Source organism: Kaustia mangrovi (assembly GCF_015482775.1).
In the GTDB taxonomy this organism is placed as follows: domain Bacteria; phylum Pseudomonadota; class Alphaproteobacteria; order Rhizobiales; family Im1; genus Kaustia; species Kaustia mangrovi.
Genome location: NZ_CP058214.1, coordinates 4,467,523 through 4,494,165, shown reverse-complemented (window position 1 = coordinate 4,494,165; position 26,643 = coordinate 4,467,523). Strand labels below are relative to the sequence as shown.

At 67.5% G+C, this 26,643-nt stretch carries 22 protein-coding genes, 1 tRNA gene and 1 CRISPR repeat array; of the genes, 10 read left to right on the top strand and 13 right to left on the bottom strand.

Annotated elements, in window-relative coordinates; all coding sequences use genetic code 11:
• The first annotated feature begins 11 nt into the window (after window positions 1-11).
• From HW532_RS21195 to HW532_RS21185, 3 genes are all read left to right on the top strand, one after another.
• Window positions 12-842 carry an enoyl-CoA hydratase gene (locus HW532_RS21195; RefSeq protein WP_213162357.1) on the top strand — a complete coding sequence of 277 codons (831 nt, stop codon included), beginning with the start codon at window positions 12-14 and terminating at the stop codon, window positions 840-842.
• A 62-nt stretch (window positions 843-904) separates the two neighbouring features.
• Entirely contained in the window at window positions 905-1,447 is a 543-nt protein-coding gene (locus HW532_RS21190) for a CoA-binding protein (protein WP_213162356.1), read from the top strand.
• A gap of 96 nt (window positions 1,448-1,543) precedes the next feature.
• Window positions 1,544-2,827 (top strand): O-acetylhomoserine aminocarboxypropyltransferase, encoded by a 1,284-nt coding sequence (locus HW532_RS21185; RefSeq protein WP_213162355.1) that lies wholly within the window; start codon window positions 1,544-1,546, stop codon window positions 2,825-2,827.
• A gap of 99 nt (window positions 2,828-2,926) precedes the next feature.
• On the opposite strand, the gene HW532_RS21180 is transcribed toward HW532_RS21185, so the two are convergent.
• The gene (locus HW532_RS21180; RefSeq protein ID WP_246479341.1) at window positions 2,927-4,000 is read right to left on the bottom strand and encodes a COX15/CtaA family protein; all 1,074 of its coding nucleotides are present in this window, start codon (window positions 3,998-4,000) and stop codon (window positions 2,927-2,929) included.
• Between the two features lie 167 nt (window positions 4,001-4,167).
• Here HW532_RS21180 and HW532_RS21175 point away from each other — a divergent pair, with 167 nt between their 5' ends.
• Window positions 4,168-4,395, top strand: a complete 228-nt coding sequence (locus HW532_RS21175) for a DUF2842 domain-containing protein (protein WP_343068638.1) — start codon at window positions 4,168-4,170, stop codon at window positions 4,393-4,395.
• On the opposite strand, the gene HW532_RS21170 is transcribed toward HW532_RS21175, so the two are convergent.
• Entirely contained in the window at window positions 4,352-5,437 is a 1,086-nt protein-coding gene (locus HW532_RS21170) for a polysaccharide deacetylase family protein (protein ID WP_213162354.1), read from the bottom strand. The genes HW532_RS21175 and HW532_RS21170 overlap by 44 nt on opposite strands.
• 119 nt (window positions 5,438-5,556) lie before the next feature.
• On the opposite strand from HW532_RS21170, the gene HW532_RS21165 reads away from it, so the two are divergent.
• A complete protein-coding gene (locus tag HW532_RS21165) occupies window positions 5,557-6,717 on the top strand; it encodes a GNAT family N-acetyltransferase (RefSeq protein ID WP_213162353.1) in 1,161 nt (386 codons plus the stop codon).
• 6 nt (window positions 6,718-6,723) lie between these two features.
• Here the strand turns inward: HW532_RS21165 and HW532_RS21160 are convergent, their stop codons facing one another.
• Together HW532_RS21160 and HW532_RS21155 are read right to left on the bottom strand one after the other, a co-directional pair.
• The gene (locus HW532_RS21160; RefSeq protein WP_213162352.1) at window positions 6,724-7,038 is read right to left on the bottom strand and encodes a P-loop NTPase family protein; all 315 of its coding nucleotides are present in this window, start codon (window positions 7,036-7,038) and stop codon (window positions 6,724-6,726) included.
• Window positions 6,944-8,980 carry a GumC family protein gene (locus tag HW532_RS21155; RefSeq protein ID WP_213162351.1) on the bottom strand — a complete coding sequence of 679 codons (2,037 nt, stop codon included), beginning with the start codon at window positions 8,978-8,980 and terminating at the stop codon, window positions 6,944-6,946. Before HW532_RS21155 ends, HW532_RS21160 begins: the two co-directional genes overlap by 95 nt.
• Before the next feature lie 253 nt (window positions 8,981-9,233).
• Between HW532_RS21155 and HW532_RS21150 the strand changes: the two genes are divergently transcribed.
• The 5 genes from HW532_RS21150 to HW532_RS21130 all read left to right on the top strand — a co-directional run bounded on the left by HW532_RS21150 (window position 9,234) and on the right by HW532_RS21130 (window position 14,100).
• Complete coding sequence (locus HW532_RS21150) at window positions 9,234-9,851, top strand: polysaccharide biosynthesis/export family protein (protein WP_213162350.1); 618 nt, start codon at window positions 9,234-9,236, stop codon at window positions 9,849-9,851.
• Window positions 9,852-9,902: 51 nt separating this feature from the next.
• A complete protein-coding gene (locus tag HW532_RS21145; protein ID WP_246479340.1) occupies window positions 9,903-11,069 on the top strand; it encodes a glycosyltransferase family 4 protein in 1,167 nt (388 codons plus the stop codon).
• Between the two features lie 97 nt (window positions 11,070-11,166).
• Window positions 11,167-12,708: an undecaprenyl-phosphate glucose phosphotransferase gene (locus HW532_RS21140; RefSeq protein ID WP_213162349.1), complete on the top strand. Its 1,542-nt coding sequence runs from the start codon at window positions 11,167-11,169 to the stop codon at window positions 12,706-12,708.
• 163 nt (window positions 12,709-12,871) lie between these two features.
• The gene (locus HW532_RS21135; protein WP_213162348.1) at window positions 12,872-13,951 is read left to right on the top strand and encodes an O-antigen ligase family protein; all 1,080 of its coding nucleotides are present in this window, start codon (window positions 12,872-12,874) and stop codon (window positions 13,949-13,951) included.
• Between the two features lie 72 nt (window positions 13,952-14,023).
• A tRNA-Pro gene (locus tag HW532_RS21130) sits at window positions 14,024-14,100 on the top strand.
• Window positions 14,101-14,538: 438 nt separating this feature from the next.
• A CRISPR array of direct repeats spans window positions 14,539-16,331; the repeat unit is 29 nt; unit sequence GGGTCTATCCCCACGCGGGTGGGGGAACC.
• Window positions 16,332-16,389: 58 nt separating this feature from the next.
• Here HW532_RS21130 and cas2e read toward each other — a convergent pair.
• The 9 genes from cas2e to HW532_RS21085 all read right to left on the bottom strand — a co-directional run bounded on the left by cas2e (window position 16,390) and on the right by HW532_RS21085 (window position 26,528).
• Window positions 16,390-16,689 (bottom strand): type I-E CRISPR-associated endoribonuclease Cas2e, encoded by a 300-nt coding sequence (gene cas2e, locus HW532_RS21125; protein ID WP_213162347.1) that lies wholly within the window; start codon window positions 16,687-16,689, stop codon window positions 16,390-16,392.
• A gap of 13 nt (window positions 16,690-16,702) precedes the next feature.
• Complete coding sequence (cas1e, locus tag HW532_RS21120; RefSeq protein ID WP_213162346.1) at window positions 16,703-17,593, bottom strand: type I-E CRISPR-associated endonuclease Cas1e; 891 nt, start codon at window positions 17,591-17,593, stop codon at window positions 16,703-16,705.
• A 12-nt stretch (window positions 17,594-17,605) separates the two neighbouring features.
• Window positions 17,606-18,367, bottom strand: a complete 762-nt coding sequence (cas6e, locus tag HW532_RS21115; protein WP_213162345.1) for a type I-E CRISPR-associated protein Cas6/Cse3/CasE — start codon at window positions 18,365-18,367, stop codon at window positions 17,606-17,608.
• Window positions 18,367-19,098, bottom strand: coding sequence for a type I-E CRISPR-associated protein Cas5/CasD (cas5e, locus tag HW532_RS21110; protein WP_213162344.1), 732 nt, complete (start codon window positions 19,096-19,098; stop codon window positions 18,367-18,369). Before cas5e ends, cas6e begins: the two co-directional genes overlap by 1 nt.
• Window positions 19,095-20,249, bottom strand: a complete 1,155-nt coding sequence (gene cas7e / locus HW532_RS21105) for a type I-E CRISPR-associated protein Cas7/Cse4/CasC (protein WP_213162343.1) — start codon at window positions 20,247-20,249, stop codon at window positions 19,095-19,097. The genes cas5e and cas7e overlap by 4 nt, the downstream gene beginning before the upstream one ends.
• 31 nt (window positions 20,250-20,280) lie before the next feature.
• The gene (locus HW532_RS21100) at window positions 20,281-20,889 is read right to left on the bottom strand and encodes a type I-E CRISPR-associated protein Cse2/CasB (protein WP_213162342.1); all 609 of its coding nucleotides are present in this window, start codon (window positions 20,887-20,889) and stop codon (window positions 20,281-20,283) included.
• On the bottom strand, window positions 20,855-22,480 hold the full coding sequence (casA, locus tag HW532_RS21095; protein ID WP_213162341.1) for a type I-E CRISPR-associated protein Cse1/CasA: 1,626 nt from the start codon (window positions 22,478-22,480) through the stop codon (window positions 20,855-20,857). Before casA ends, HW532_RS21100 begins: the two co-directional genes overlap by 35 nt.
• Before the next feature lie 247 nt (window positions 22,481-22,727).
• Complete coding sequence (cas3, locus tag HW532_RS21090; RefSeq protein ID WP_213162340.1) at window positions 22,728-25,319, bottom strand: CRISPR-associated helicase Cas3'; 2,592 nt, start codon at window positions 25,317-25,319, stop codon at window positions 22,728-22,730.
• Between the two features lie 489 nt (window positions 25,320-25,808).
• A complete protein-coding gene (locus HW532_RS21085) occupies window positions 25,809-26,528 on the bottom strand; it encodes a GntR family transcriptional regulator (protein WP_213162339.1) in 720 nt (239 codons plus the stop codon).
• Window positions 26,529-26,643: the final 115 nt, after the last annotated feature.

Genomic DNA, 26,643 nt, shown 5'->3' with positions numbered 1-26,643 from the left:
AGAGCGAAGCCATGACCGCCACGACCGCACAGGCAGAGACCCGCGCCGCGGACGAGCCCGTGCTCCTGCAGGAGCACGAGGGCGGAATCCTCAGGCTGACGCTCAACCGGCCCGCGGCACGCAACGGATTGTCGGAAGCGCTCATCTCCGCGCTTCACGACGCCGTTGCGGAGGCGGGGGCCTCGCCTGCGGTTCGCGTGGTCGTGATCGCGGCGAACGGGCCCGCCTTCTCCGCAGGCCACGACCTCAAGGAGGTCACCGCCCATCGCGGCGATGCCGACCGGGGACGGGCCTATTTCGCATGGCTCATGGAGCGCTGCTCGGCGATGATGCAGGCTGTGGTCCACTGTCGCAAGCCGGTCATCGCAGAGGTTCAGGGCGTGGCGAGCGCGGCGGGCTGCCAGCTCGTGGCGAGCTGCGACCTCGCCGTGGCCGGTGCGGGCGCCCGCTTCTGCACGCCGGGTGTCAATATCGGCCTGTTCTGCTCGACCCCCATGGTGGCGCTGTCGCGCAATGTCGCGCGCAAGCATGCCATGGAGATGCTGCTGACCGGCGAGATGATGGCGGCGGACGAGGCGATGCGCATGGGCCTCGTCAATCGGGTCGTGCCCGATGACGGGCTCACGGAGGCCACGATGGCATTGGCGCGGACCGTGGCGTCGAAATCCATGGCCACTGTGGCGACCGGCAAGGAGGCCTTCTACCGTCAGCTCGAGATGCCGCTGGAGGACGCCTATGCCTATGCCTCCCGCGTCATGGTGGAGAACATGCTCATCCGCGATGCGGAGGAAGGCATCGGCGCCTTTCTGGAGAAGCGGCCGCCCAACTGGGAAGACCGGTGAGGCGGCGCGCACACGCCGAGAGCCCCTGAGACATCGATTCCGGTTATCGGACAAAGTGCCTGATGGATCACGATAATTACAGCGAGGACTATCTCCGGGACATCCTCTCCTCGGTCAAGCGCATTGCGCTTGTCGGGGCGAGCGACAACCCGGTGCGGCCGTCCTATTTCGTGCTGAAATACCTTCTGGAGAAGGGCTACGACGTCGTGCCGGTCAATCCCGGCAAGGCGGGACAGGAAATCCTCGGCCGCACCGTCCATGCGAGCCTCGGCGACATTGCCGGCCCCGTCGACATGGTGGACATCTTCCGCAATTCCGACGCCGCCGGGACGATCGTCGACGAGGCGCTCGCGCTCGAGCCGAAGCCGAAAGTCGTCTGGATGCAGCTTTCGGTTCGCAATGACGAGGCGGCCGCGCGCGCGGAGGACGCCGGGCTCAAGGTCGTCATGAACCGCTGCCCCAAGATGGAGTACGCCAAGCTGTGCGGCGAATGGGGCTGGGTGGGCGCCAATTCGGGGCGCATCTCCAACAAGCGGGGAACGCTCTCCGGCCGCCGCGTCCAGAGCCTCGCCATCGCCGCACGCCGCGAAAAGCCCGCCGAATAGCGCCGCCCCCTCGCCTCATTCCCCGTGGTCATGACAGGAAATCCGGGCTAGAACAGCCGCCGCACGAGAACACTTGATCACAGCGGGAGGCTGCCGATGAGTACAGACGCAAAGCCCGGTTTCGATACACTGGCAATCCACGCCGGCGCCCAGCCGGACCCGGCGACCGGCGCGCGCGCCACGCCCATCTACCAGACGACGGCCTATGTCTTCGAGGATGTCGACCACGCGGCAGCGCTGTTCAATCTGGAGACATTCGGGAATATCTACACCCGGATCATGAACCCGACCAACGCGGTGCTGGAGGAGAAGGTCGCCGCGCTGGAAGGCGGCACGGCGGCGCTCGCCACCGCATCCGGCCACGGCGCCCAGCTGCTCGTCTTCCACACGTTGCTCGAGCCCGGCGACGAGTTCATCGCGACCCGCCAGCTCTATGGCGGCTCGATGAACCAGTTCAGCCAGTCCTTCGCCAAGTTCGACTGGACGGTGAAATGGGCGGATTCCGACGACATCTCGTCCATCGAGGCGGCCATAACGCCGAAGACCAAGGCGATCTTCTGCGAGTCCATCGCCAATCCCGGCGGCCGGATCACGGATCTGGAGGCGGTCTCGCGGATCGCACGCAAGGCCGGCATCCCGCTGATCGTCGACAACACGCTGGCCACCCCCTATCTCTGCCGGCCCATCGAGCACGGCGCCGACATCGTGGTGCATTCGCTCACCAAGTTCATGGGCGGCCACGGCAACTCCATGGGCGGCGTGATCGTCGATGCGGGCAGTTTCGACTGGGGCAAGGACGGCAAGTACCCCACCCTGACGGAGCCGTGCGAGAGCTATCACGGGCTGAAGCTCTACGAGACCTTCGGCAACATCGCTTTCGCCATCGCCTGCCGCGTTCTGGGTCTGCGCGATCTCGGCCCCTGCATGGCGCCGTTCAACGCCTTCATGATCCTCACCGGCATGGAGACGCTTTCGCTTCGCATGCAGCGCCATTGCGACAACGCGCTGGCGGTCGCGAAGTGGCTGTCCGGCCACGACAAGGTGAGCTGGGTGTCCTATGCGGGGCTTGAGGGCGACCCCTATCACGCGCTCCAGAAGAAATACGCGCCCAAGGGCGCCGGCGCGGTGCTGACCTTCGGCCTCAAGGGCGGCTATGAGGCGGGTGTGAAGCTCGTGAGCAATGTCGAGCTGTTCAGCCATCTCGCCAATATCGGCGACACGCGCTCGCTCATCATCCACCCCGCCTCCACGACCCACCGCCAGCTTTCCGAGGCCGACCAGACCGCCGCGGGCGCGGGGCCGGACGTGATCAGGCTGTCGGTCGGCATCGAGACTGCCGACGACATCATCGCCGATCTCGACCAGGCGCTCGCCCAGTAGGGCGGAACATGGCCCAATATGCAGGCCGCGCTCCCCCGAGGGGCGCGGCCTTTCTTGTGCGGCAAGACAGCAGTCGGGACGCGGACGGTCCCGAAACGGTCATGGCCTGGCGCCGGAGACCGTGTGCACGTGCCACAGCGCGGCGGCAAACAGCACCATGGCGCCGGCCTGGTGCAGGAGGCCGAGCGCGAGCGGCACCTGCGCCAGAAGCGTCCAGATGCCGAGCCCGGCCTGGGCAAGCACGATGAGCAGGATTGCCGCGGCGCCACCTGCTCCCCTGCCCTCGCGGCCGGACAGACCCCAGTGCACGAGCGCGAGGGCGGCGATGAGGTAGGCGAGGACGCGGTGGTCGAACTGGACCGTCATCGCGTTCTCGAACAGGTTGATCCACCAGGGCGACATGACGAACAGCCCGCCGGGCACCAGGGCGCCGTCCATCAGCGGCCAGGTGTTGTAGCCCATGCCGGCGTCGAGCCCGGCAACGAAGGCGCCGAGAATGACCTGAAGGTAGATCGCGCCGGCGAGCAGGACCGCACGCCGCGCGGTCGCGTTTCCGGCCAGCGCGCCTCTCGCCTCCCGGCCGATCTGGAGCGCCATCCACCAGACATAGCCGAACAGCGCCACGGCGAGCCCCATATGGGCGGCGAGCCGGTACTGGCTGACCGAGGTGCGCTCGGTAAGCCCGCTCATCACCATGAACCAGCCGAGCGCGCCCTGCAGCCCGCCGAGGACGAAGAGCGCGGCGAGATGCGGCACGAAGCGGCGCTCCAGACGGCCCGTCGACAGGAAGAAGACGAAGGGCACGAAGAAGGCGAGCCCCACGAAGCGCCCGAGAAACCGGTGCGCCCATTCCCACCAGTAGATGAACTGGAACTCCTCGAGGCTCATGCCCTTGTTGAGAATCCGGTATTGCGGGATCTGGCGGTATTTCTCGAAGGCATCGTGCCAGGCGGTCTCGGAGAGCGGCGGGATGGCGCCCAGGAGCGGCTGCCATTCGGTGATCGACAGTCCCGAATCCGTCAGCCGCGTCGCGCCGCCGACCACGACCATCGCCAGGATCAGCCCGGCAATGGCGATCAGCCACGCCGCCACGAAGGGCCGCGCGCGCCGCTGGCGCTCGCTCGCCGTGTCGCCCGTATCGCGCATGTCCCTGTGAGCCGTCGCCTCCGCCATGTCCCATGCAGATACCCCCGAGCGTGGCGGACGGCAAGCCACGCCGGCATGCGCGCGGCATGAGGTCGCGCAAGGGAGCCTCCGGCTGCGTTCGACTGGCGTGCCCGTTCGGTGTATGACAGCGGCGATAATCCGGTTTCTCGCAACCAGGCTGTTACAGAGCACCCATGTTCCGCATGCCACAGCGTCTGCGCAAGCTCATCGGCGCCATCGCCATGGTCGGCTTCCTGACCGTCTACTGCCTCACCGCCATGGTGGTGGGGGCGACCCATTTCGCGACCGCCGGCAGCCTGGCGCAGCTTCTCTATTACGTGGTCGCGGGCCTCGCCTGGGTGCTGCCGGCCATGCTCATCATCTGGTGGATGCAGCGGCCCGACCCCGACCGAGCCCCTTGAGCGTCCGGGCCGCGTTCCATGCGGCGAATGGCACGCCGCTCATCAGCGCATCGAGCGAGACGAGGTCCTGATAGAGCCCGTTGAGCGACACCCGCGGCAGGGCGGTAAGCCGGCGCGCATCGCCCCGGCCGACGACGCCCTTGCGGGTCGTGACCGCGGCCTCGAAACCCAGCTCCTCCAGAAGCGCGAAGTCGCGCTCGCCGGCCGACCCCTCGTCGCCATAAGGGTAGGCGAAAAGGCGCGGCCGCTCGCCGGTCGCCGCCTCGAGCCTCTCTGCCGAGCGCATGACCTCCGCGCCCGCCTCCTCGCGGGAGAGCTTGGCGAGCGCGAAGTGGTTCACCGTATGCGCGCCGATGGTGCACAAGGGATCGCGGGCGATCTCCGCCACCTCTTCCCAGCTCATGGCCACGGCCCGGCAGCGTTCGCCGATGTCGATGCCGCGCGCCCCGGCGAAGGCGCGGATCCAGTCGCGCTGGGCATGCTCCTCCATATGGCGCACGGGCCAGTAGAGGCGGGCGAAGGCCGCACGCTTTTCCGCAGCATCGCGCGCCGGCAGGGTGACGGTCCCGTCGTCCAACGTCGCGGTCACCTCGTCCGCGCCGGCAATCGCCTCCTCCAGCACCCGCCACCACATCTCCAGCGTGCCGTCGATCAGGCCCGTGCACACGAAGATGGTGAACGGGCAATCGTGCTTGCGGAAGACCGGCAGGGCGAACTCGGCATTGTCGCGATAGCCGTCGTCGATGGTAAATACGGCGAAGGGCCGCCCGGACCCGCCTGCCGCGACGCGCCGGACTGCCTCATCGAGGGACACGATGTCGTAGCCGCGCGCGCGGACATGGCCGATGGCCGCGTCGAGGAACTCCGGGGTGATCTCAAGTCCCGCATTGGGCGCGAAGGCCGCGGTGCCGTCGGCCCCCGGCTCGATATGATGCAGCATAAAGATGGCGCCCAGCCCCCGGAATGCGGGCGCCAGCACGCGCGCGAGGCCCGTCGCCCCCAGAGCGTGGAGGCCGAAGCGAATTAGGCGTGGTTCCTGCATGGCGATCCGTGAGCTGAACGGGGATGTCCGATGACGGCACAGTCGTCGTGCCCTGTCGCGGGTCCGATGGAGCGGGCCGATACAACGTAGAGTATTTCGCGTATCTGTGGAATTGCCAGATGGACGCCCTTAGCGAAACCGAAGCCTCGCCCCCGCCGGTTGCGATCGCAGTGCACGACACGATCCCGGAGATTGCCGGAGACTGGCGCGCCTTCGCGAGCAAGGCGGCCGGCACCCTGTTCCAGACCCTCGACTGGTGCGCGGCATGGCACGAGACGGTCGGCAGGACGCGCGACACGACCCCCCTTATCGTCACTGGCCGCAAGGCCGACGGAACCCTGGCCTTCCTCATCCCCTTCGGCCTGCGCCGGCGAGCCGGGTTGCGCATCGTCGAGTGGCTGAGCGCGCCGCATCTCAATTACGGTTTCGGCCTTTACGACACACTCTTCCTCGAGCAGCACGGCGGGACGCTGAAGACCTTCTGGCCAGAGATCCGGGCCGCCCTTCCGCGCGCGGACATTCTCCACCTCGATGCCATGCCGCCCGAATGGCGGGGCGTTCCCCATCCCCTCGCCTTCCTGTTCACCGCGCCCGGCGCGAATGCGACCTACATCCTCCATCTCGCTGGCGGCGAGACGGACAATGTCGACGGCCGGCGCTCGGGCGGGTCGAGGCGCGCAGCCCGCAAGCGCGACCACAAGCTCAAGGCGGCGGGCACCTTCTCCTTCGGCCTGCCGGAGACGACGGAGGAAGCCCATGCGGTCCTCGACGCGATGTTCGCCCAGCAGGAGGCGAGACTGCGCGAGCTCGGCATCGGCGCGCCCTTCGACAGTGCGGTGAAGGGCTTCTTCCACCGGCTGGTCGAGCCGCCTTCCCCGCTTGCGCCCTATCGCGTCCGCATCGACGACGAAGTCGTGGCGACAGCGCTCGGCGGCATCCACGACGGGACCTATTACGCGCTGGTGCTGGCGATGACGGACGGACCGCTGCGCCGCCTGTCGCCGGGCGACAGCGTGCTGCGGCACACGGTGGCGGCCTGCACCGAGCGCGGCCTCACCCTGTTCGATCTCGCGCCGGGGTGGAGCGATTACAAGGCCGCGTTCACCGACGAGGAGATCCCGCTTCATACCGCCGTGCGCGCGCTGTCCTGGCGCGGCGTCCCGGTTGCCGCGACCTTCAGCACCCGAATCGCGCTCAAGCGCCGGATCAAGGGGGCTCCGGCCTTGTGGGCGTTGCTCAAGAAAGTTCGGCGCATGCGCGCAAGGATCATGTCCGGGTAGGTCGTATCAGGCGGCGGTGCCCCGCATCCGCCCGCCTTTCGCCTCGAGCGTGACGGGCGCGAAGGCGACATGGGCCACGCCCTGCCTGCGCAGCGACTGGGCGAGCATCGTCATCATGGCCTCGCCGACCGTGTCGGGGACGAGCACGATCACGGCCTGGCACTTGTCGGCGAGCCCCGCGCCGGAGAAGGGTTGGCCGAGCGGGCCGGCCTTGACGAGAACCACGTCATAGGCCTCGTCGAGCGTATCGAGAACGATCTCCACCCGCCTGGAGGAGAGCAGCGGATGCGCGTCGCGCAGCATCCGCCCGCTGGCCAGCATATGCAGGCCGGTCTCCGCGTCGCGGCCCATGCAGTCGGAGAAGGAGGCCGCACCCGTCAGAAGATCCGACAGTCCCGGCTGCCCCTCGTCGCGTCCGCCCCGCAGGCCGTTCGGATTGCGCATGTCGGCATCGATCAGGACACATTTCGCGCCCTGCCGCGCCATCGCGCGGGCCAGTACCAGGGCAGCAGAGGAGATCTCCGTCACCGTCTCCGGCGCCCCGGTCACGAGGATCCGGCGCACCGCGGAGGCCACCCCCAATCGCGCGCATGGGCAAGCAGGATGTCCCCGCGCGCCTCGACCGGCTCGCCACCGGTCGCGAGCAGATCGTAGCCGCCTGACCGGGCGACGGTTCCGTCGTTTCCGCCAGCCACGAGCATCGGCTCGCGGCGGCCCTCCTCCTGTGCCCGGGCCGCGGACGGCGCCTCGTCGCCCGGGCTCGTCTCGTCCGGCGCGGCATGGGCCTTGTCGGCAGGTTTCGACCGCCCCGTGCCCTTGGGAGTGTCCGGCGTCCCGCCGGGGCCGGCCGCCCCACGCGCGAAGGCGAGAACACCTCCAGGAGGAAGACGAGAACCAGCCCGACCATCGCGCCGCCCGCAAGCGCCAGCCCCAAAAGCGGCACCGGGCGCGGGAAGGACGGATCGAGCGGCGGCTCGGCGTGCGAGATCACGCGGGCGAGCGCGGGCTGCGCGTTGGCGCCCTCGCGCGTGCTGGCATCGCCATAGCGCGTCAGCATGTTCTGCAACAGCGTGCGGTCGGCCTCCGCCTCGCGTTCCAACGCCCGCAGCTCCACCTCCTGCAGGCTGTTGGACGAGGCATCCGCCTTGAGCTCTTCCAGGCTGTTGCGCAGCGAGGCCTCGCGTGCCGCCGCGATCCTCGCCTGCTGTTCCAGCCCGTCGGCGATCTTGAGCGCCTCGGAGCGGATCTGCCGGTCGAGATCGCCGATCTCGCGCTCGATCGCCTCGATCCTCGGATGCGACGGCAGATAGGTCGTGGACAGGTCGGCAAGCTGCGCCTTGAGCGTCACCTGCTGTTCCGTCAGGCGCTGGATCAAGTTGGAGTTCAGAACCTCCAGCGAGGCATCGACCGTGCCCCGGCTGCGCAACAAGTCGCGGATGGCATCCGCCCGCGCGCGCGCCTCAGCGCTGGTCGCCGCCGCCTGCACGATCTGGTTGTTGAGCTCGGTCAGGGACTCTGTGTCGAGCGAGGCACGGCTGCCCTGCACGAGACCGTTCTCGGCGCGGTAGGTCTCCACCGCCTTCTCCGACTCCGAGACCTGGGCGCGCAGGACCTCGATCTGACCGGCAAGCCAGTCGCGCGCCTGGCCCGTCATCTCGAGCTGGATATCGCGCGTATAGGTCACGTAATTGTCCGCGACCGCATTGGCCACCGCCGCGGCAAGCTCCGGATCGGCCGCGGTGAACTGGATGGCAATCGCATTGGAGTTCGGCAGTGCATAGACGGTGAGGCCCTCGTAATAGGCCTCCATGACGCGCCGGTCCTCGGGAACCTTGCGCGGATCGGAGGCAAAGCCCGCATCGATCATGGCCTGCTTGACGGGGGACAGTTCGTCCGGCACCGCGCCGAGCTCGGCGCGCGCATCCGGCCCCAGACTGTCCACGACCCGAAGGGCGAGCTCGCGCGAGCGGATCACCTGCTCCTGGCTTGCGACCTGCCGCTCATCGACCGCGCGCGGCTGAGTGCTCTCGTAGTTGAGGTTGGCGAACGCCGCATCCGCACTGCCGATCAGCACCATGGTGCCGGCGCTGTAACGTGGCGTTGCGAGCTTGAGGACGGCGAGCGCGGCACCGACCGCCAGAATGACGATGACGAACCACAGGAGCTTGCGCCGCCACATTCCCCTGACGAGCGCCATGAGATCGACGGCCGGGGCCAGCGGCCGCGCCTCCAGCGGAACGGCGCTGTCGGATCTGGTGGACATGTTCATCGAAACCCCGGTCGCACTTCTCGCTGTTCGAGCTCGCCGCCACGATGCGGCCATCACGCGGCAAGCCTTGCCGGATCGCGGTAACTATTCCCTTAAGGCATGATCGCACAGCACAACCCGCAAGCGAAGCCGGCTGTGCCCGCAAGACGCCCGCGGATCGTGCCATTAAGGCATTCGTTAACCATAACGCGCTAGTTTACGCAAAAGGTCATTGGCGAGCGCATCGCCGGAAATGGGGATTCCTATCGTGTCGAAACGCGTCATTCTTGCCCTGGCAGCCCTGTCGCTGGCTCTGGCCGGCTGCGCGCAAGGGTGGGAGGACAGGCTTCCCCAGGAGCCGCTGGGGCCGGAGGGCCTCACGGCGCAGCCCACATCCGTCGCCCTGCCCGGCGCGACCAACTACCGCGCGGGCTATACGGTCGGCACCGGAGACCGCCTCGACATCAAGGTCTACGACCAGCCCGAGCTGACCGGGGAGTATCGTGTCGACGGCAGCGGGCGGATATCCATGCCGCTGATCAGCACGATCTCGGTCGGCGGCCAGACGACGCCGGAGATCGAACGGCGCATCGCCGCCGCCCTCAAGCGCACCTATCTGCGCGATCCGAGCGTGTCGGTGCAGGTGCTCGACTACCGGCCCTTCTATATTCTCGGCGAGGTCCGCACCCCGGGCGGCTACCCCTATGCCGCCGGCATGACGGTGCAGAACGCGGTTGCCCTCGGCGGCGGCTACAGCGAGCGCGCCGATCAGGGCGAGGTGATCGTTACCCGGCGCACGCGCTCCGGCGACGTGACGGCGAAGGTGCCGCTGACGGCCACCATCTATCCCGGAGATATCGTCTATGTGCGCGAACGCTGGTTCTGAGCTTTCGCGCCCGCAGGCGCACGCCCCCGGTGCCGGCGCGGGAGACGCGCCATGGTGACCCCGATCCGTGCCGTCCACATCCTACGCGCGCCGGTCGGCGGACTCTTCCGGCATGTCTGCGACCTTGCGCGCGCGCAGGCCGAGCGCGGCATCGAGGTCGGCATCATCTGCGCGCCGCCCGGCGACAACGCGGCCTCCGCGGAGACGCTCGAGACCATCGAGCATGTCTGCGCGCTCGGCGTCTACCGCATCCCCATGGGCCGCCTGCCCGGCCCGTCTGACATCCGCTCCGCGATGGCCATCCGCGAGCGCTGCGCCAGGCTCGGCGCGACCATCCTGCACGGCCACGGCGCGAAGGGCGGGGCCTATGCGCGCCTCGTCGCGCGCGGTATCGGCGCGAAGGCCGTCTACACGCCCCATGGCGGCAGCCTCCATTATGGCCGCAACTCGCCGGTCGGCCTGATCTTCCTGACGCTCGAGCGCCTGCTCCTCAAGCGAACCGACCGGCTGATCTTCGTATGCGCCTTCGAGCGCGACGCCTTCATCGCCAAGGTAGGTCGCCCGCCCGTTCCGGCAAGTATCGTCCATAACGGCATCGGGCCGGCGGATCTGGAGCCGGTGAGACCGGCCGGCGAGGCCGCCGACATCGTCTTCGTCGGCGAATTGCGCATGCTCAAGGGCGTCGACGTGCTGCTCCGTGCGCTGGCGGGCCTCAAGCGCGAGACCGGCGCGACGGCGACCATCGTCGGCGCGGGACCGGACGAGGCGCGTTTCCGGGAGCTCGCGCACACGTTGAAGCTTCACGAGCGCGTCCGCTTCGCCGGCGCGCTGCCGGCGCGCGAGGCCTTCGGTCTCGGCCGGCTGCTCGTCGTGCCGTCGCGGGCGGAGTCCTTCCCCTATATCGTCCTGGAGGCGGCCGGCGCCGGCGTGCCGCTGATCGCGTCGCGCGTCGGGGGGATTCCGGAGATCCTGACCGGCGAGTTCTCAGCCCTGATGGTGCCGCCCGACAATGCCGCAGCCCTCTCAGACGCCATCGACGCCACACTGTCCGATCCCGACGGCGGACGGCAGATTGCCGACCGGCTCGCCGAACGGGTCGCCGATCGGTTCAGCATCCAGCGCATGGCCGACGACATCCTTGCCGTCTATCGCGGCCTCGTCGCTCCCGAACAGGCGACGAAGACCGCAATGCTTGCCGATGTGAAGCCGCTCAAGTAAACCTCGATTGTCAGAGTGGAGCCCATTTGTCGCTGCACCTCCTGCGTGCCACGGGGCGACTGGGGAGAGGGGCGCCGTCCGGCGCCTGAGGAGACACATGCGCAGACAGAAAGGGCGCGGCATCAAGCTCGCGGCCTCCGATCTCTTGAACGCAGCCGACGAGAACCAGAAAAGGGCACTCGCCGAAGCCCGGCGCCAGGGCGCGCCCGAAGGGGGCGACGGCCGGTCGTCGTGGATCTCGCCCACCGTGATCCGCGGCACCATGCGAACCGCGGAAACGGCGCTGATCGCCCTGTCTGGGCTCGCCCTCTGGGTGGCCTATGTCGATGATTTCAGCCGGCAATCGCTGATCTATTACCTCCCGCTCATTGCCATCGGCGCGATTGCCGTGCCGGCCCTGTTCGAGCTCGGCGGTCTCTACACGATCCATGCGCTCCTGCGTGGCGTGGAGCAGCTCGCACGCGTGATGCTCGGCTGGCTCACCTTCTTCGCCGTCGTCACCGCGACCGTGTTCCTCACCAAGATCGGCGTGGCCTATTCGCGCGTGTGGCTCGTCGCCTGGTTCGTCGCCGGCCTTGTCGCGCTGACCGCGGTCCGCATCGCCGCGTCCGCGCTCATCAAGCGCTGGAACACGGACGGGCGGCTCGACCGGCGCGCCGTCATCGTCGGCGGCGGCGAGCCCGCGGCCAGGGTGATCGAGGCGCTCCGGGCCTCTCCGGACACCGACATCACCATCATCGGACTGTTCGACGACCGCAACGACGACCGCTCGCCGCCCGTCGTGGCGGGCTTTCCCAAGCTCGGCAAGATCGACCAGCTCGTCGATTTCGCGCGCAAGACCCGGATCGACCTCCTGATCGTGACGCTCCCCGTCGCGGCGGAGGACCGGCTTCTGGAGATCTGCCGCAAGCTGTGGGTCCTGCCCGTCGATATCCGGCTCAGCGCCTATACGCAGAAGCTCAGATTCCGGCCGCGCGCCTATTCCTATATCGGCAACATCCCGTTCCTCGACGTCTTCGACAAGCCGCTGAGCGGCTGGGACCATGTGGTGAAGATCGTGGAGGACAAGATCATCGCCGCGCTGCTCGTGGTACTGACGGCGCCGGTCATGGCCGCCGTCGCGCTGGCGGTCAAGCTGGAGAGCCGGGGCCCGATCCTCTTCAAGCAGAAGCGCTATGGCTTCAACAACGAGCTGATCGAGGTCTACAAGTTCCGCTCCATGTATGTCGATCAGGCCGACCAGGCGGCGAGCAGGCTGGTCACCCGCAACGACCCCCGCGTGACCCGCGTCGGCCGCATCATCCGCAAGACGAGCCTCGACGAGCTTCCGCAGCTCTTCAACGTCCTCAAGGGCGACCTCTCGCTGGTCGGCCCGCGCCCGCACGCCACCCAGGCCAAGGCGGCGGAACGGCTCTATACGGAGGTCGTGGACGGCTATTTCGCCCGCCACAAGGTCAAGCCCGGCATCACCGGCTGGGCCCAGATCAACGGATGGCGCGGGGAGACCGACACGGAAGAGAAGATCGAGCGGCGCGTCGAGCACGACCTCTACTATATCGAGAACTGGTCGGTGCTGTTCGACCTCTACATTCTCGTCAGGACGCCCTTCTCGCTCCTGAGCACGAAGAACGCCTACTGACCATGGCCGCCTCCCCCCGAGATCCGCGCATGCCACCGCGGGCTCCGGCCTCGATCTCGGCTACGGGCTGCTCTGGCTGGTCTTCGCGACCGGCAGCATCGTCTTCATCGAGCCGAGCCCGTTCGACCTCGCCATGCTGGCGCTGTCGGGACTGTTCTTCGGCATGGGGCTCAGGCTTCCCGGCTCGCTCGCCCCGTTGCTCATACTCATCGCCACCATCCTGATCGGCGGCGGCATCGCCCTCACACAGACGGGCTATTTCGGCGAGTCCGCACACCACATGGTCATCACCGCCTATCTTGCGGTGATCGCCATCGTGGTGGCGGCCATCGTCTATAACGACCCGCCGCGCGCGCTCGCCGCGATCCTCGGCGGCCACACCTTCGCGGCCGTCCTTGCGGGACTTGCCGGAATCGCCGGCTATTTCAGCCTGTTCCCGGGCGCGTTCGACCTCTTCACGGAATTCTCTCGCGCCAAGGGCACCTTCAAGGACCCCAATGTCTACGGTCCCTTCCTGGTGATCGGCGCGATCTATGCCCTCTACCGCCTGCTGGAGCGCCCGTTGTCGCGGGGGCTCGGCTGGGCCGTCCTCATCGGCTTCCTGAGCGTCGCCATCCTCATCAGCTTCTCGCGCGGCGCATGGGGCTATTACGCGGTGTCGCTCGCCGCGCTGGTCGTGCTCATGCTGCTCGTCAACCCGGACCCGGCGCGCCGGCTGCGGATCCTGTTCGTGAGCGCGGCGGCCGCCGTCCTCGCCATTCTCGCCATCGCGGTCGCCCTCAACATTCCGAGCATCGCGGAGATGTTCAGCCAGCGCGGCGCGCTCGTGCAGAACTACGATGCGGGCGGCCACGGCCGGTTCGACGGCCAGCTCAACGCGCTGTCCTGGATCCTGGAGCGCCCGCTCGGCGTCGGGCAGTCCGATTTCGGCGAATGGTGGGGCGAGCAGCCGCACAATGTCTATCTCTACATGTTCCTGCAGACGGGCTGGCTCGGCGGGTTCGCCTATCTCGCCCTCGTGCTCGCGACGGTGGCGGGCGGTCTCGGTGCGATCTTCCGCGGCCTGCCGCGCCCGGGCCTCGCCATGGTCGCGGTCGCCGGCTTCCTCGGCGTGGCGCTCGAGGGCCTGATCGTGGATACCGACCACTGGCGGCAGTTCTGGGTGCTTGCCGGCGCGATCTGGGGCCTGATCGCCTGGCGGCGCGACGCGGCAGCGGCAGGCGGGCCGCCCCCGCGCATGTGACGGCCGGGCCATTTCCGCCTTGCGCTTCACCGCACGATCTGGCACTAAACTCCGGACTCACGTCACAGGTCTCGGAGCGTAGCGCAGCCCGGTAGCGCACCAGTCTGGGGGACTGGGGGTCGCCGGTTCGAATCCGGCCGCTCCGACCATTTTCTCCCCGTAAATGCAAAACCTTGACCGCCTCGCCGAGGACGAGTCCCGGCTGTGGGAACAGAACAGATGGGCAGCGGAACGCCCGGCCCGGCACCAAAAGTCCCGAAATAGGCCCGAAGTATGTTCACGACCCGTTCGCGGCAGGCCTTTGCATCATGACGGTCTGACGTGCATCGGCTTTGTCGTCGAGCGCCGGGGCGAATGTCATGCGTTCCGGGGGCGTGCCACTCGGCTTTCCACGGTACAGGGAGGGCTGCAGGATGAAGGCCGACCTTACCCTGAAGTGCAAGTTCGTCGACGCCGCGGACGCAGCGCCCTCTCCATCAGGCTGACCTGAACCTTAGTCCTTATGGAAGATCTCGGTCCCGTCCTTCGATCTATCCCACGCAGGTGGGGGAACCCGCCCGCGCAAGGTCGAGGATCGCCTTCGGCCCCGGTCTATCCCCACGCGGGTGGGGGAACCGGGTCGCCATTGTCCTTGCTGACGAGATAGATGGGTCTATCCCCACGCGGGTGGGGGAACCGGAAGGGGTTGTTTGTCGGGTTGGCAATCGGCGGGTCTATCCCCACGCGGGTGGGGGAACCTCCCTGTCGCCGAAGCAGCACGTGTAGGATGCGGGTCTATCCCCACGCGGGTGGGGGAACCGTCGCACGGGATGCACTGCTGTCGGCCGTCGAGGGTCTATCCCCACGCGGGTGGGGGAACCCATGCCTGGATGAGCGTCGATCCATTCTTGAGCGGTCTATCCCCACGCGGGTGGGGGAACCGTCTTTGTCACTGGAGCAGCCTGGACCATTCCGGGTCTATCCCCACGCGGGTGGGGGAACCGCGTCCGGCGCCCGGAGCTCGACGGGGGCTTGGGTCTATCCCCACGCGGGTGGGGGAACCTTTGGCCTGACGATCAACCATGCCTCTCGCTCGGGTCTATCCCCACGCGGGTGGGGGAACCCCCGAGGGCGACGAGCGCATCCAATACCCGCGCGGTCTATCCCCACGCGGGTGGGGGAACCCGGGCCGGAGATCAACTGAGGCGACAATGGCGCGGTCTATCCCCACGCGGGTGGGGGAACTGCTGCGCGTGTCCCCACATGTCGTAAAAGCTGGGTCTATCCCCACGCGGGTGGGGAACCTCCGTCGCCCTCTGGCCCGTCGTCGCTGTCGGCGGTCTATCCCCACGCGGGTGGGGGAACCTTTCCCAAGTCGAACTCCATGTTCGGCCCGTAAGGTCTATCCCCACGCGGGTGGGGGAACCCAGATCAAGACGGCTTCCGCGACAGCCTACGAGGGTCTATCCCCACGCGGGTGGGGAACCTCAGCGGGATGACGGGAGCGCGTTCGCTCCGGCGGTCTATCCCCACGCGGGTGGGGGAACCACACTGCCCAGATCGCGATATCGCATCGCACCGGGTCTATCCCCACGCGGGTGGGGGAACCCACCAGAGCCGCACGAGATCGCCAACTTGCAGGGGTCTATCCCCACGCGGGTGGGGGAACCGCGCAGCAGGTCGGCCACGTCGCCGGCGCCTATGGTCTATCCCCACGCGGGTGGGGGAACCCGCGCACCTGCGCCGCTGGGAGCGGCTCGGCATGGTCTATCCCCACGCGGGTGGGGGAACCCTCTACGTTCTGATCAATCGCGAGACCGGGCTGGGTCTATCCCCACGCGGGTGGGGGAACCCTGCCACCGCTTCCGATGCTGGTCGCAGCGGCCGGTCTATCCCCACGCGGGTGGGGGAACCCTCTGTGCCAATGGACAGGGTGGGCTCTCTTCGGGTCTATCCCCACGCGGGTGGGGGAACCGTATCCTGACACGTCGGAAGCGTCTGGAAGCACGGTCTATCCCCACGCGGGTGGGGGAACCGCCCCAGCGACGCCAAGAGCCGCAGCGCGGACGGGTCTATCCCCACGCGGGTGGGGGAACCGGCAGATGTCGCCCGGCGCGGGGATGCCCCCGGGGTCTATCCCCACGCGGGTGGGGAACCGTTACGAGGGTGAGGCCGCACAACGACATGCTGGGTCTATCCCCACGCGGGTGGGGGAACCTGTCGCAGTAGATCGCCGCTTCATCGCCAACGGGGTCTATCCCCACGCGGGTGGGGGAACCGCTCCGGTCTTGTTCGCGGGGCCACAAGTCTCGGGTCTATCCCCACGCGGGTGGGGGAACCACAAGGAAAAGCCGGTAGCCGATATCGGCGTGCGGTCTATCCCCACGCGGGTGGGGGAACCTCTTGTATGTAAGGCACTGAAATCCTTCACTTGTCAAAGATCGAAAGGTTGTGTTGATTTAGGGCAATTCCCGTTTGACGAGCAGAACGCCGTCCGCTTCGACGATTGTCTTGGGCGCTTCGCCGAGGAAAGCGAGGCCCTGGCCGCCCGGTTGCCTGCCGTCGCGCCAGGTCATGACGATCGCGCCCTGGCGTAGCTCGCCCCACCAGTTTTCCAGAACGGTCCAAACCCGTGCGCGAACGGCCGCACTCAGATCGGGCGCCGTATAGACGCCCGGTGCGACCTCCAGCATGATCGAGGCGAGAAAACCGCGGTAGCGGGCCTCCACGTCGCGGGTGACGATCACGGTCATCGGCATGTCTCGCGTCTCCTCAAGATGCCGTAGCCGGATCCTCGAAAAGGGACTTGATCCGGTCGATCATCATCTCCACTACCTTCTCGCGCCGAAGCGTCTCGCCGGCCAGGCGACGGGTGACGCGCTCTATGTTCTCGTCACGTGTCTTGGCAACCTGCTTGGCGCCTCTGAACGCAACGGGAATGGTGATGCTGTCGCGAAACAGGTCGGCTATATCGAGAACGAAGGACTGGCCCGGATCTTCATGAATGAAGCCGAGCTGTGGGACTGTACCGGTCGCGCACACGGCGATGGCTGCGGCAGCCTCGACTGCGCTCGAGGCATGGTTGAGCGCCTGGTTCGGCAGGTCGCTGGCGCCTGGATTGGCGCGGTCGTAGCGCCGACCTTGCCAATCCACGCCGATCTGCCCGGCCAGGGTGGCATAGGTCCGCTTCATGCGCGCCCCCTCGATACCGCGCAGGACGGCGATATCGCGATGCGGCAGCACCTCGCCGAGACGCCAGGCATACATCCTGCGCGCGATGGCGAGACGCGAGCTGTCGGCGTCGGCCCACACGCGGGCCTGTCGTCGCGCAAGCCCGGACCGATCGGGCAGAAGCGGCGGGGCTGTATAGAAGCGTACGCCATCCTCGCCGACGGCGACGAGCGCCGTGCCGTGGCGCGCGAGTAGCCGCAGTGCATCGTGGCTGACCGTCGATCCGGGACCGATGAGGATCATCGAAACCGCCTGGAATGGAATGGCATAGTCGCCTTTCGCGAGAGGATCGTTCCCGGCATCCTCCCCGCCGCGCTCGAAGCGCAAGGTGCCGTCGCGCGCCGTCAGCGCGCCGCGCGACAACCACAGGAGACCATGGCGATCGGCGTGGGGAATGCGCGCCGTTTCCAGTCCCAGACGTCCACGCAGCATCTCTCGACCCTCCTATTTCGTGACCGCTCCGCCGTTCGGCGGGCGCAGCAGGATCATGCCGTAGCCGTAGGCTCGGTGGCGTCCTATTCCGCGTGCCAGCAGCTTGTTGAATGCGCTGGCCGCGGTGATTACGAGATCGCCGCGCATAACGGCGTCTGGTCCCTCCGGCCCACGATGACCGTCTGATCGTATGCTGCGTTGGCGGCGAAAGGACGCAAGCCGGGGGGGTGCAACCAGGCGGGCGCCGCCATGGCGGGAAAGTTGGGCGGCGAGCCACTCGCCATAGACCGCCTCGCGCGTGCGGCCGCCTTCCTCCATCCCGCCTTTGGGCAGCGACAGGGCCTCGTGCAGAAATGCGTCGCGCTCGACGGTGCGATTTCGGTCTCCCTCCCGATCGCTGCGGCGGACGGGCCTGATGCGAATGTCGAAGCCAAGCCGCCGATCTTGCGGCCAATCCTGCGGCATCGGCTTCGTCCTGAGCCGGCCGAGATCGACGACGTCGAGATGTTCCGGTGCGGCAACGGCTTCCGCCAGTTCGCGGAGGGCGTCCGCCGGGCTTGCCGTATAGGCATAGAGCGTGCCGCTCTTACCGCCAGGTGCGGGCATCAGCCGGAACGGTTGCAGAACGCCGGGACCGAAGCTCTCGGCAAGAAGCTTGTGCAGGGCGAACCCCTCGTCGAAGCTACCCTTGGACATCAATCCGCGCCGGCCGGCCCAGCGACCGAGCTCCTCAAGGTCGAAGGGCAAATGCAGGAGGTGGAGTGTGTCGGTCATCATCCATCGTCCTTGGCCGGTTGGATCGTTCCCTCGCAGACACGCCGCGTGCCGCCATGCAGACCGGAGCTCCAGTTGCGCTCGTCGGCAAGATCGAGAGCGCGATCCGTACGGGTCGTGCCGCCCTCGCCGGCCGGCCACAGTGCGCGCAATGCATCCTTGTTGTGCCGGGGGATGGTTTCCAGCGCCTCGCCGACGGTCTGTGTCTCGATGAAGGAGGCGGCCGGATCGGGAGCGATGAGCGGGCGCGAGGGAAGGCAGGGCTTGCGGCCGATGAAGAGTGGCCGGGCCGGCCTGAGCAAGGCGTCGGCGAGATCGTCCAGTGTCGGTGCCTCGTCTGCGGGCTCCAGGCGCAGGACGACAGTGAGTGCGGCGTCGGCATGATAGTCGCGATAGCGCAGATGGGGCCCGAGATAGGTGCCTGCACCGCCCGCCCGGCCTTCCGGAGCTCCGCGCGTGGTCCAGCCCCGGTCGCTCGCCTCCAGCTTGGCGGTCTGGAAGTCGGCCACCCGCCCGGCCGGGCGCTCGTGACGGGCAGCGAAGACGAGACGATCCTGGAGGCGCTGATGGGCCTGCCGGTCCTCGCGGCGCAGCCCCAGGGCGTTGGCAATGAGCCCGGTGAGCATGGAGGCGGCGGGGAAATCGCGGATCGTGCCGTAATTGTCGACGGTCACGCCGCCGAACGCCATGAGCGGCGCCTCAAGTGTCAGGACGAGGTGGCGCGGCATCATGCGGCCTTTCCGTTGAGCACCGCATTGCCTGCCCAGGATGCGAGCTCGGGCAGCGCGACGATCTGCGTTTCGGGGAGCTCTACGGGCTCCAGGCTCATGGCGCAGCGCGCCTCGCCATTGCCATAAGCGCCGTCCAGTGCCGCGAGATGATCGCGCATCCTCTCCAGCGCATCCGCGACGAGCGGCCTGCAGGCCTTGCGATAGGCGCCTGCCAGGCTGCGCGGCTGCCGGTCGCCGGCCTCAACCAGCATCGCCTGCGCATAGGCGTAGGGCGCGGTGGAGCCGAGCTTGGCGCCCGGCGAGACGGTCGCGATCAGATGGACGAGATGTTCGACGACCTGGGCCGCCATATCGCGCTCGGCGGTTTCCCACGCGGACGCCTCGGCGCCTGTGAGATTGGAGACGAGCCCGGGCACGTCCACCACCACATAGCCGTAGAACAGGCCGGAGGTGAGCTCCGCGTCGCCGATATGGGCCGCACCGGCATCCTCGTCCTCGCCGCGCAGATCGTCCACGACGGAGAAATAGTCGCTCTCCGTCTCCTCCTCGTGCACGGTGAAGGCGTGGGCGACATGGATGGCGGCGTCGATATTGGCCTCCGGGTCGGAGGTCACCATGCGCCCGAACAACGCCGCCGTCAGGCCGCCAGGCAGGGCTGTCTGCTCGCGTATCTGCTTGAAGTTCGCCCTGGCCTCCTTGGCGAAGGCGGCGGCTGCCTCGCCTGCCGCCTTGGCATCGGATGGATACTCGCGCGCGATGGCTTCCGCCTGCTTGCGCAGATAGGCGACTTCCGGATAGCCGAGCAACAAGGGCTGGCGCGAGGATGTTGCCTTCTCCCCGTAGACCGCCTTCTGGAACTCCCCCTCGATCGCATCGAGCACCTCGCCGTCGAAGGCCTCGCGCAAGGGGGCAATCACGCTCCTGCTCACGATGTCGCGCGAGCGCACGGCCTTCTCCGCGCCGGGAATGGCGTGAAGATCGTGGGCGCCCTCCGCCCACCGCCAGTGGCGCTTGAGGCATTGCGAGGAGACGCGCGTGCGCATTTTGCCGCCATAGGGCAGGCGCTTGGCGAGCCCCGTATCGTCGCGGTTGAGGAGGGCGGCCGAATAGGCGTGAAGCGTATGGATTTGCAAAAAGCGTGGCGTGGTCATTTCGAGTGCTCCGAAGGATTGGAAGGATGGATCAGGCGGCGCTCTCCGCCCGGTCGGTCTCCTGGCGCTTGCGGTCGAGCGCGGCATAGAAGTCGTGGGCGATCCTGCGCGTCGTCTCCTCGTTTGCGTAGAGGATCAGCCGCGCCATCTGCCGCCAGTCGATGCGGGCCTCGCGGCTTGCCAGCATGCGGCAGGCGCGCAGGGCGAGATCGCGGCGCACGGCTCCCCGGGCGTTCAGCAGGCGGGCGAGGCGCAGCTCGGAGAAGGCCGGATGCCCCTCCCCGCGCCCGCTCCACCAGTCCGGGTCGCCGCCGCTGGCAAGCTGGCGGCCGGGCGGTCTTGTCCGGTCGTGGGCCGGAAGCTTGCGGGCGGAACGCCCCGTGGGCGTCATGATCGCCATGCCCTGCATGACCGTCGCCCAGCCCTCCTCGCCACCGCCCAGCGCGGCGAGATCGTTGTGCACATAGAGCGTCCAGAACGCCGCCGATCCCGCCTCGCGCAGCGCGCCGCGGCGAAGCTGGGCGAGCGGCCCGGGAGCAAGCCCGGCGATCTCGCGGGCGAGGGTATCGACCGTCCGGTCGAAACGGCTTTCCGGTTCCGCCCGCTCATCGGGCGGCGGTTTCGCTGTCAAGCTCGTCATCGGTTGCCTCCGTCAGGGATGATTGGTTCGGCGCCTCTCGTCTGAGGAAAGAGAATTCGTGGTAGAGGCGGCCGTTGAAGGAGCGCTCGGCCCGGGCGCGGGCGCGATAACGCTGAATGCTGGCGCAGGGGACAGTGTCGGCGGCTTCGTTGAAAAGCGTTCGGGCTTCCCGCGCGAGCGTCTCGACAAACGCATGCGCCGTTTTCTTCGCTGCGTCCTGGTTGTCGGCTTCCTCTGCCTCGAAACGCGCCCAGAGCGCAGGGAAGAACGTCGTGTCGGCATGCTGTTCGAGTCGGCGGATAAAGGGGTCCGCGCGGGCATAGTCGTCCTTGGAAGCCTCGTTGAGCGGACGGCCGCCGCTGGCGACGATCGCGATGGCGCCGCGCAGGATCTTGGCGAGCCTCGCGATGTCGTCTGCCTGCGTCGTCGCCAGGCTGCCGAGCCGGATACGCTTCTCCTCAACCCCCATGGCGCCGGCGACCGTAGGCGAAACCGGCAGAAAGCGCTCATGGAAGCCTTCGGTCTTGCCCTGTCCGCGCGCCAGTCCCCGCGCGATCAGGAGGAGGTCGTCATTGCTCCCGTCGAGCGCACGGGACCGCGCCGCCGGCGGCGGGCGATTGTTCTCGCCGAACAGGATGTTTATGAGTTGCCGATAGCCGAAGCCGGCCGCCGTCAGCGAAAGCGCCTTGCCGTTCTTCTGATCGATGGGCGCCCAGGGATCGCCGGTGAGGCCGCTGATCGCCTTGGCGTCGATGCGTGCGGCCTTGGTTCCGGCCGTGCGGGCGACAAGCCGTCCGTCCTCTTCCACGAAGCGGATACGGCGGCAGATCTCGATGTAATAGGGATCGAGATCTTCGAGGCCGATGGATGCCGCCCCGTCCCAGGCCCGCGTCCAGACGAGCGCGAGGCCGCGTTCTGCGCGATAGCCTGGAAAGGCCGGGTCGGCGAGGAGCGCGGCTCTCATATCGAGCAGCATACGAATGTCGCGGCGCAGATGCGCGCCCGCTCCGCCAGGCGGCGCGAGGCCGAGGAACATGCGGCTGGAGAAGCCGCCATTCATGCGGCTGATGCCGTAGTTTCCCGCGCCCAGAAAACCCTCCATGGTCTGCAGGTCGACAAGCGCGAACAGCCAGTCGTCCAGTTCCGCCTCGAGGGCCTGGGCGGATTTGAGGTCGTGGTTCTTCGCCGTGACCAGCGGGTCCAGGTCGTCGGCCGTCTCGATACGGCCCTTGAACGTGTCGAGCCCTTCCGGTGCTGGCGGCTGCATGAAGGCGGGCTTGGCCGGATCGGTCACCACGAGCTGCCATGGCTCGTCGCCCGCGAACGACGCGGTCAGGCCTCGCAGAAGGCCGCGCCAGTCCTCCTCGCCCTCGGGAGGATCGCCGCGTCCGGCCGCATGGAGCGCGACAGCGCCGAGCTGGGCGAGAAACATGTGCCAGGCATGAACCTGATGCGGCCTGAGCGCAGGGAAGGCGGCAATCTCGTCGTGCATGAGCGTCGCAAAGACCGCCGGCAGTGACAAGCGGGCAGCCTCTGCGGGTATCCCTGAGAGACGTATGCGGATGATAGGATCGGTAAGGAGGTTATGCATTGTGTCCGCTCCGGCCTACTCCCCGCGTTGGCGGGGAAGATGCTCATGTTCGCGCTGCCATCGAGCCGTATCTGGGTCTATCCCCGGACCCCCGGGGGTGACGGACATCGATTCAGCAACCGCAAGCTCGGTAAACTTCAAAGACCGGAAGCGGACACAATAGTTGGTATATTTGAATTTGATGACGGCGCAAGCTGTGAGCGACAGAGTGAAGGAGATCATTAAGGTTGGCTCCTGTGCATATCGTTCATTGAGCCATATCTATTATCTTTGCGATTGATGTCAAGCCCAACCGGTCGTAGCGGAACGCGCGCTCGCCCAGGCGGATCGTGAGTGCGCCGCCCTCGCCCGGCTCGATCTTGGCTTCCTCGTCCAGCGGCACGTCGCGCACGAGGTGGGAGCGGATGGCGAGGCGCGTGATCGGCTCGCCGAACGGGCCGGGCTCGCCGTTCCCGAATTCGACGAGGCGGTCGGCCTCGCCGAGCCTCGTGCGGATCGCCTCGCCGATATCGGGGAAGGCGAGCTGCGAGAAATCCTGGGTCCAGTCGAGGAGATAGAGGCCGGCAACCTGGCCGTCGGCCGCCGCGATGCCGGCGATCTCGCGCCCGTGCGCCGCCCACTCCCCTCCCATCTCCGCCTCGATCGCGGCCAGCGCCTCGCCATGGGTCGCCGCCTCGACCAGCCGGCGGTTCATCTCGGGAATGCGCCAGATGGGTTCGCCCTCGATCAGGCGCCGTGTCGCTTCGATAATCCTCAGATCCGGATAGACACCGCGCCCGCCCGCGCCGCCGAGCCCGTTGCGGCCTCGCTTCAGGAGGCTCGAGAGATCGTCCCCCGGCGCAAGGATAAGGGCGGCGGGCTCGCTCGCCTCCGGCGGGCGGTCGTCGTGCGCATGGCGATGGAGTCGGCCGATGCGCTGCAGAAGGACGTCGACAGGGCAGAGATCGGTGATCAGATAGTCGGCATCTATATCGAGACTCTGCTCAAGGGTTTGGGTGCCGATTACGATCTTGCCGCCCGCCTCCCGAGACTTGCCGAGCGCCTGTTCGACGGCGTTGTCGAGCAACCGGCGATCCTCCGCGGCAAAGCGGCTGTGATGCACCGTCGTCACGTCCTTGCATGCGAACAGAAGGCCCGATTCGCCGTCCTCGACGGCATTCTCCAGGGCCGACTGCACGGCGAGCGCCGCATCGACCGTGTTGCGGATGACGAGCACCTTGGCCCCGCCGCGTGCCTTTGCGAGGGCACGCGCGGCAATCGCCGCGGCGTCGTCCATCTCCGGCACGAGGGTCATGTGAACGACCTTGTCGCGACCATTGTGTCCAACCGCCCCGATCCGGGTTTCAGTGGAGATCGCCGGATAGGGAACGGCCGCGGCGTCGTCGAGCGACAGCGGTGACGCCTTGCGCCAGGCCTCGCGCACGGCGGAGCCGAGGGTCGCCGACATAAGCAGTGCATAACCGCCGGCGGCGAGATGGTTGTCGATCACCCGGGCGAGAATGGCGCGCATCCACGGGTCGGAGGCATGCACCTCGTCGACCACGAGCAGATTGCGGCTGAGCGCTGCCGCACGCAAATGGGCGTGCTTGACCGTGAGCCCCGAGAGCATGGCCTGATCGACAGTGCCGACGGCGATCTGTGCCGCAAGATAGCGCTTGGCATTCTCCGCCGCCCAGCGCGCCATGCGGATCCTGTCGTCCGGGTCGTCCTCCCACAGGACTTTCCAGTCAGGCAGCTTGTGTCCTTTCGTCCCGCCGGCCTTGAGATATCCCGGCACGGCGAGGACCGTCTCCGGCGCCCGGTCGCCGAACCACCGCCGGGCCGCCCCGTGAATCCGGCCGTGAAGCTGAACGGCGGCGGCCCGTGTCGGCACGGCGAAATAGAGCCCGTCGACCAGACCGGCCCGGTAGAGATCGGCGAAACGCAGAAAGGCCGCTTCGGTCTTGCCCGAGCCGGTCTCCGATTCAAGGATGACGAGGCGGTCGTCGTCGCTCACATCACCGATGGCGTCTTGCATCGCATTCGGCTCGACGCCGTCCGGCAAGCCGAAGATATGCCCGAACACGACAGAGCCTGCGCCGGCCCGTTGATCCTCCACCTTGAGGCCAAGCGCGTCGATGGCCTTTCCCGCTCTGTCTCGGGCAGAGGCCATATAATCGGGAGAGAACTCCGCGACATACGGAAACGTCTCTTCGTCCGAGCCGATCCAGTCGGCGAGCGAGACAAGCCCCGCGAACAGATGCTGGAAGGCCGGCGCGTCAGGAAGGTCGGGACCGACCTCGAAAGCGTCAGGAAACCAGGTCTTCATGGCGGCCGCGAAGTCGGTCGCCTGCTCGACCGGATCGTAGGCCGGCTCCGCGACGGCCTCCCAGATCACCTTGTCGCGATGGGGCACGTCACGGTCGAGACCACCAGGACCGCCGAGAAGGCGGGCCGGCCGGCCATGATGGGCAAGAGACGCCAGCAGAAGGGGCTGGACCGCCGCTCCCCAGCCCGCCACATCGGCGAACCCCAATGCCCTGCATACATGCGGCGCCGCCCCCTCCAGGGCCCGAACGCCCGGCTCGACGTGCCCAGCAGACGGAGGCGCCAGACGCGGACGAGACTCGCAGACCTTGAACTGGAAGCCGGAGTTCAACTTGCCGAAATCATGCAGATAGACGAGGCACGTCAGTCGAGTTGTCGTCACGACGTCGAATGCCTCGGCACCTGCAAGACGTGCGAGCCTCCGCACCACGTTCGGCAGGGTCAGTAATGCCTCGAATACCGCAGCGACATCCGCACAATGGTGCTCCAGACGGTGAGAGCCGGCACCATTCCCCCATTTCCCCCAGGCCATTGGAGTTCCCCCTCTCCAAGCATGAGAGAATACCAAAATCGAAATAAATTTGAACGCGTCTATCGGCCTGCAGGGCACTACGCTCGATATCGCAGCAGACCGCTATTGGCTGGGGGGTCGGCCAGCACCACGCCGGCTCCGTGACCACATTCAAGGATCTTGGGCGGCTGGTGGAATATCTCGGCAAGGACCGGCGCATGGTCGATATCGTCGATGGTGACGTGACGCGCCTCGTGGCATGGCGCCGCGGGCATCGCGTGAAAGGCCGAGCCAGGGACAAAGCCGGTAACGATGCACCGCCGATCGCCAATGCCACGGTCAACCGCTCGACCGCGCAATTGCTCCAGACAAACGTCAACCGGGCCAAGCGCTCATGGGGTGTCCGGTACGTTCCGTCACCTATCTCTCAGGCCGCTCTTCCCCATCGATATCGGTATGCCTGTAACCCAGCCCGCCCCCGAACCGGTCCGCCGTCCGGGGCGGGGGCGTTCATGCTTGCGAATCGGCGAACACGTCGGGGTGGTCTTGCGAGAAGGCCTCGAGTTCGGCCGTGACCGCGTCGAGATGGGCGACCATGGCTGCGCGCACCTCTTGGGGATCGCCGGTCTCCAGCGCGTCGACGACGCGCACATGCTCGTCGAAGGTCAGCGCCAGGCGCCTCGGGCTGCCGAGCAGGCGGCGCACCCGGTCGAGCGCGAGCCAGGCGTGCTCGACCGTCGCGTGAACCCTTGGATAGGACACCGCCGACACCAGCATGCCGTGAAACGCGATGTCGAGCCTGTGGAAGCCCTGCCGGTCGTCGGCGTCGACCGCCGCCTTCTGATAGCGCAGATTGCGCTTCAGCTCCGCGATCAGGCCCGCATTGTCGCCGCCGGCCAGCGTCTCCACCACCTCCGCCTCCAGCGCACGACGCAGGAACAAGTTCTCGTGGACGTCGGCCAGCCTGAGCAGCGACACGCGTGAGCCGCTCTGCGGGCGCACCTCCACCAGCCCCTCCGCCTTCAGCCGGTTGAGCGCCTCCGAGATCGGGAAGCGCGATACGCCGAACCGGGCCGTCAGGACGGCCTTGTCGAGCATGGCGCCCGGCGGCAGCTCGAGGCTTACAATGGCCTCGCGCAGCGCATCCGTCACCCGGTCCGTCGCGCCGCTGCGGCGGACGCCGGGCTTGCGGCGGGCAATTGGTGTTGACTGATCGGCGTTTGATGTCATGCTAACATGTTAGTACGTATTCTCGTATTTGAGAATTGCGCCTGTGCAGGGTTTCGTCCCCGGGGTCGGGTCCATTCAGGCGGATACTGAGAAAACCGCTGGAACAAGCGGATTC

What these genes read in the sequence shown, in the direction of transcription:
- HW532_RS21100 (WP_213162342.1), bottom strand. Translation starts at nt 20,889, where the DNA reads ATGACGAGCTTGACAGCGAAACCGCCGCCCGATGAGCGGGCGGAACCG.
- cas7e (WP_213162343.1), bottom strand. Translation starts at nt 20,249, where the DNA reads ATGACCACGCCACGCTTTTTGCAAATCCATACGCTTCACGCCTATTCG.
- cas5e (WP_213162344.1), bottom strand. Translation starts at nt 19,098, where the DNA reads ATGATGCCGCGCCACCTCGTCCTGACACTTGAGGCGCCGCTCATGGCG.
- HW532_RS21195 (WP_213162357.1), top strand. Translation starts at nt 12, where the DNA reads ATGACCGCCACGACCGCACAGGCAGAGACCCGCGCCGCGGACGAGCCC.
- HW532_RS21175 (WP_343068638.1), top strand. Translation starts at nt 4,168, where the DNA reads ATGTTCCGCATGCCACAGCGTCTGCGCAAGCTCATCGGCGCCATCGCC.
- HW532_RS21160 (WP_213162352.1), bottom strand. Translation starts at nt 7,038, where the DNA reads ATGCTGGCCAGCGGGCGGATGCTGCGCGACGCGCATCCGCTGCTCTCC.
- cas3 (WP_213162340.1), bottom strand. Translation starts at nt 25,319, where the DNA reads ATGGCCTGGGGGAAATGGGGGAATGGTGCCGGCTCTCACCGTCTGGAG.
- HW532_RS21165 (WP_213162353.1), top strand. Translation starts at nt 5,557, where the DNA reads ATGGACGCCCTTAGCGAAACCGAAGCCTCGCCCCCGCCGGTTGCGATC.
- cas2e (WP_213162347.1), bottom strand. Translation starts at nt 16,689, where the DNA reads ATGCCGATGACCGTGATCGTCACCCGCGACGTGGAGGCCCGCTACCGC.
- HW532_RS21170 (WP_213162354.1), bottom strand. Translation starts at nt 5,437, where the DNA reads ATGCAGGAACCACGCCTAATTCGCTTCGGCCTCCACGCTCTGGGGGCG.
- HW532_RS21085 (WP_213162339.1), bottom strand. Translation starts at nt 26,528, where the DNA reads ATGACATCAAACGCCGATCAGTCAACACCAATTGCCCGCCGCAAGCCC.
- HW532_RS21140 (WP_213162349.1), top strand. Translation starts at nt 11,167, where the DNA reads ATGCGCAGACAGAAAGGGCGCGGCATCAAGCTCGCGGCCTCCGATCTC.
- HW532_RS21185 (WP_213162355.1), top strand. Translation starts at nt 1,544, where the DNA reads ATGAGTACAGACGCAAAGCCCGGTTTCGATACACTGGCAATCCACGCC.
- HW532_RS21180 (WP_246479341.1), bottom strand. Translation starts at nt 4,000, where the DNA reads ATGGCGGAGGCGACGGCTCACAGGGACATGCGCGATACGGGCGACACG.
- HW532_RS21155 (WP_213162351.1), bottom strand. Translation starts at nt 8,980, where the DNA reads ATGTCCACCAGATCCGACAGCGCCGTTCCGCTGGAGGCGCGGCCGCTG.
- cas6e (WP_213162345.1), bottom strand. Translation starts at nt 18,367, where the DNA reads ATGACCGACACACTCCACCTCCTGCATTTGCCCTTCGACCTTGAGGAG.
- HW532_RS21145 (WP_246479340.1), top strand. Translation starts at nt 9,903, where the DNA reads ATGGTGACCCCGATCCGTGCCGTCCACATCCTACGCGCGCCGGTCGGC.
- casA (WP_213162341.1), bottom strand. Translation starts at nt 22,480, where the DNA reads ATGCATAACCTCCTTACCGATCCTATCATCCGCATACGTCTCTCAGGG.
- HW532_RS21190 (WP_213162356.1), top strand. Translation starts at nt 905, where the DNA reads ATGGATCACGATAATTACAGCGAGGACTATCTCCGGGACATCCTCTCC.
- cas1e (WP_213162346.1), bottom strand. Translation starts at nt 17,593, where the DNA reads ATGCTGCGTGGACGTCTGGGACTGGAAACGGCGCGCATTCCCCACGCC.
- HW532_RS21135 (WP_213162348.1), top strand. Translation starts at nt 12,872, where the DNA reads ATGGGGCTCAGGCTTCCCGGCTCGCTCGCCCCGTTGCTCATACTCATC.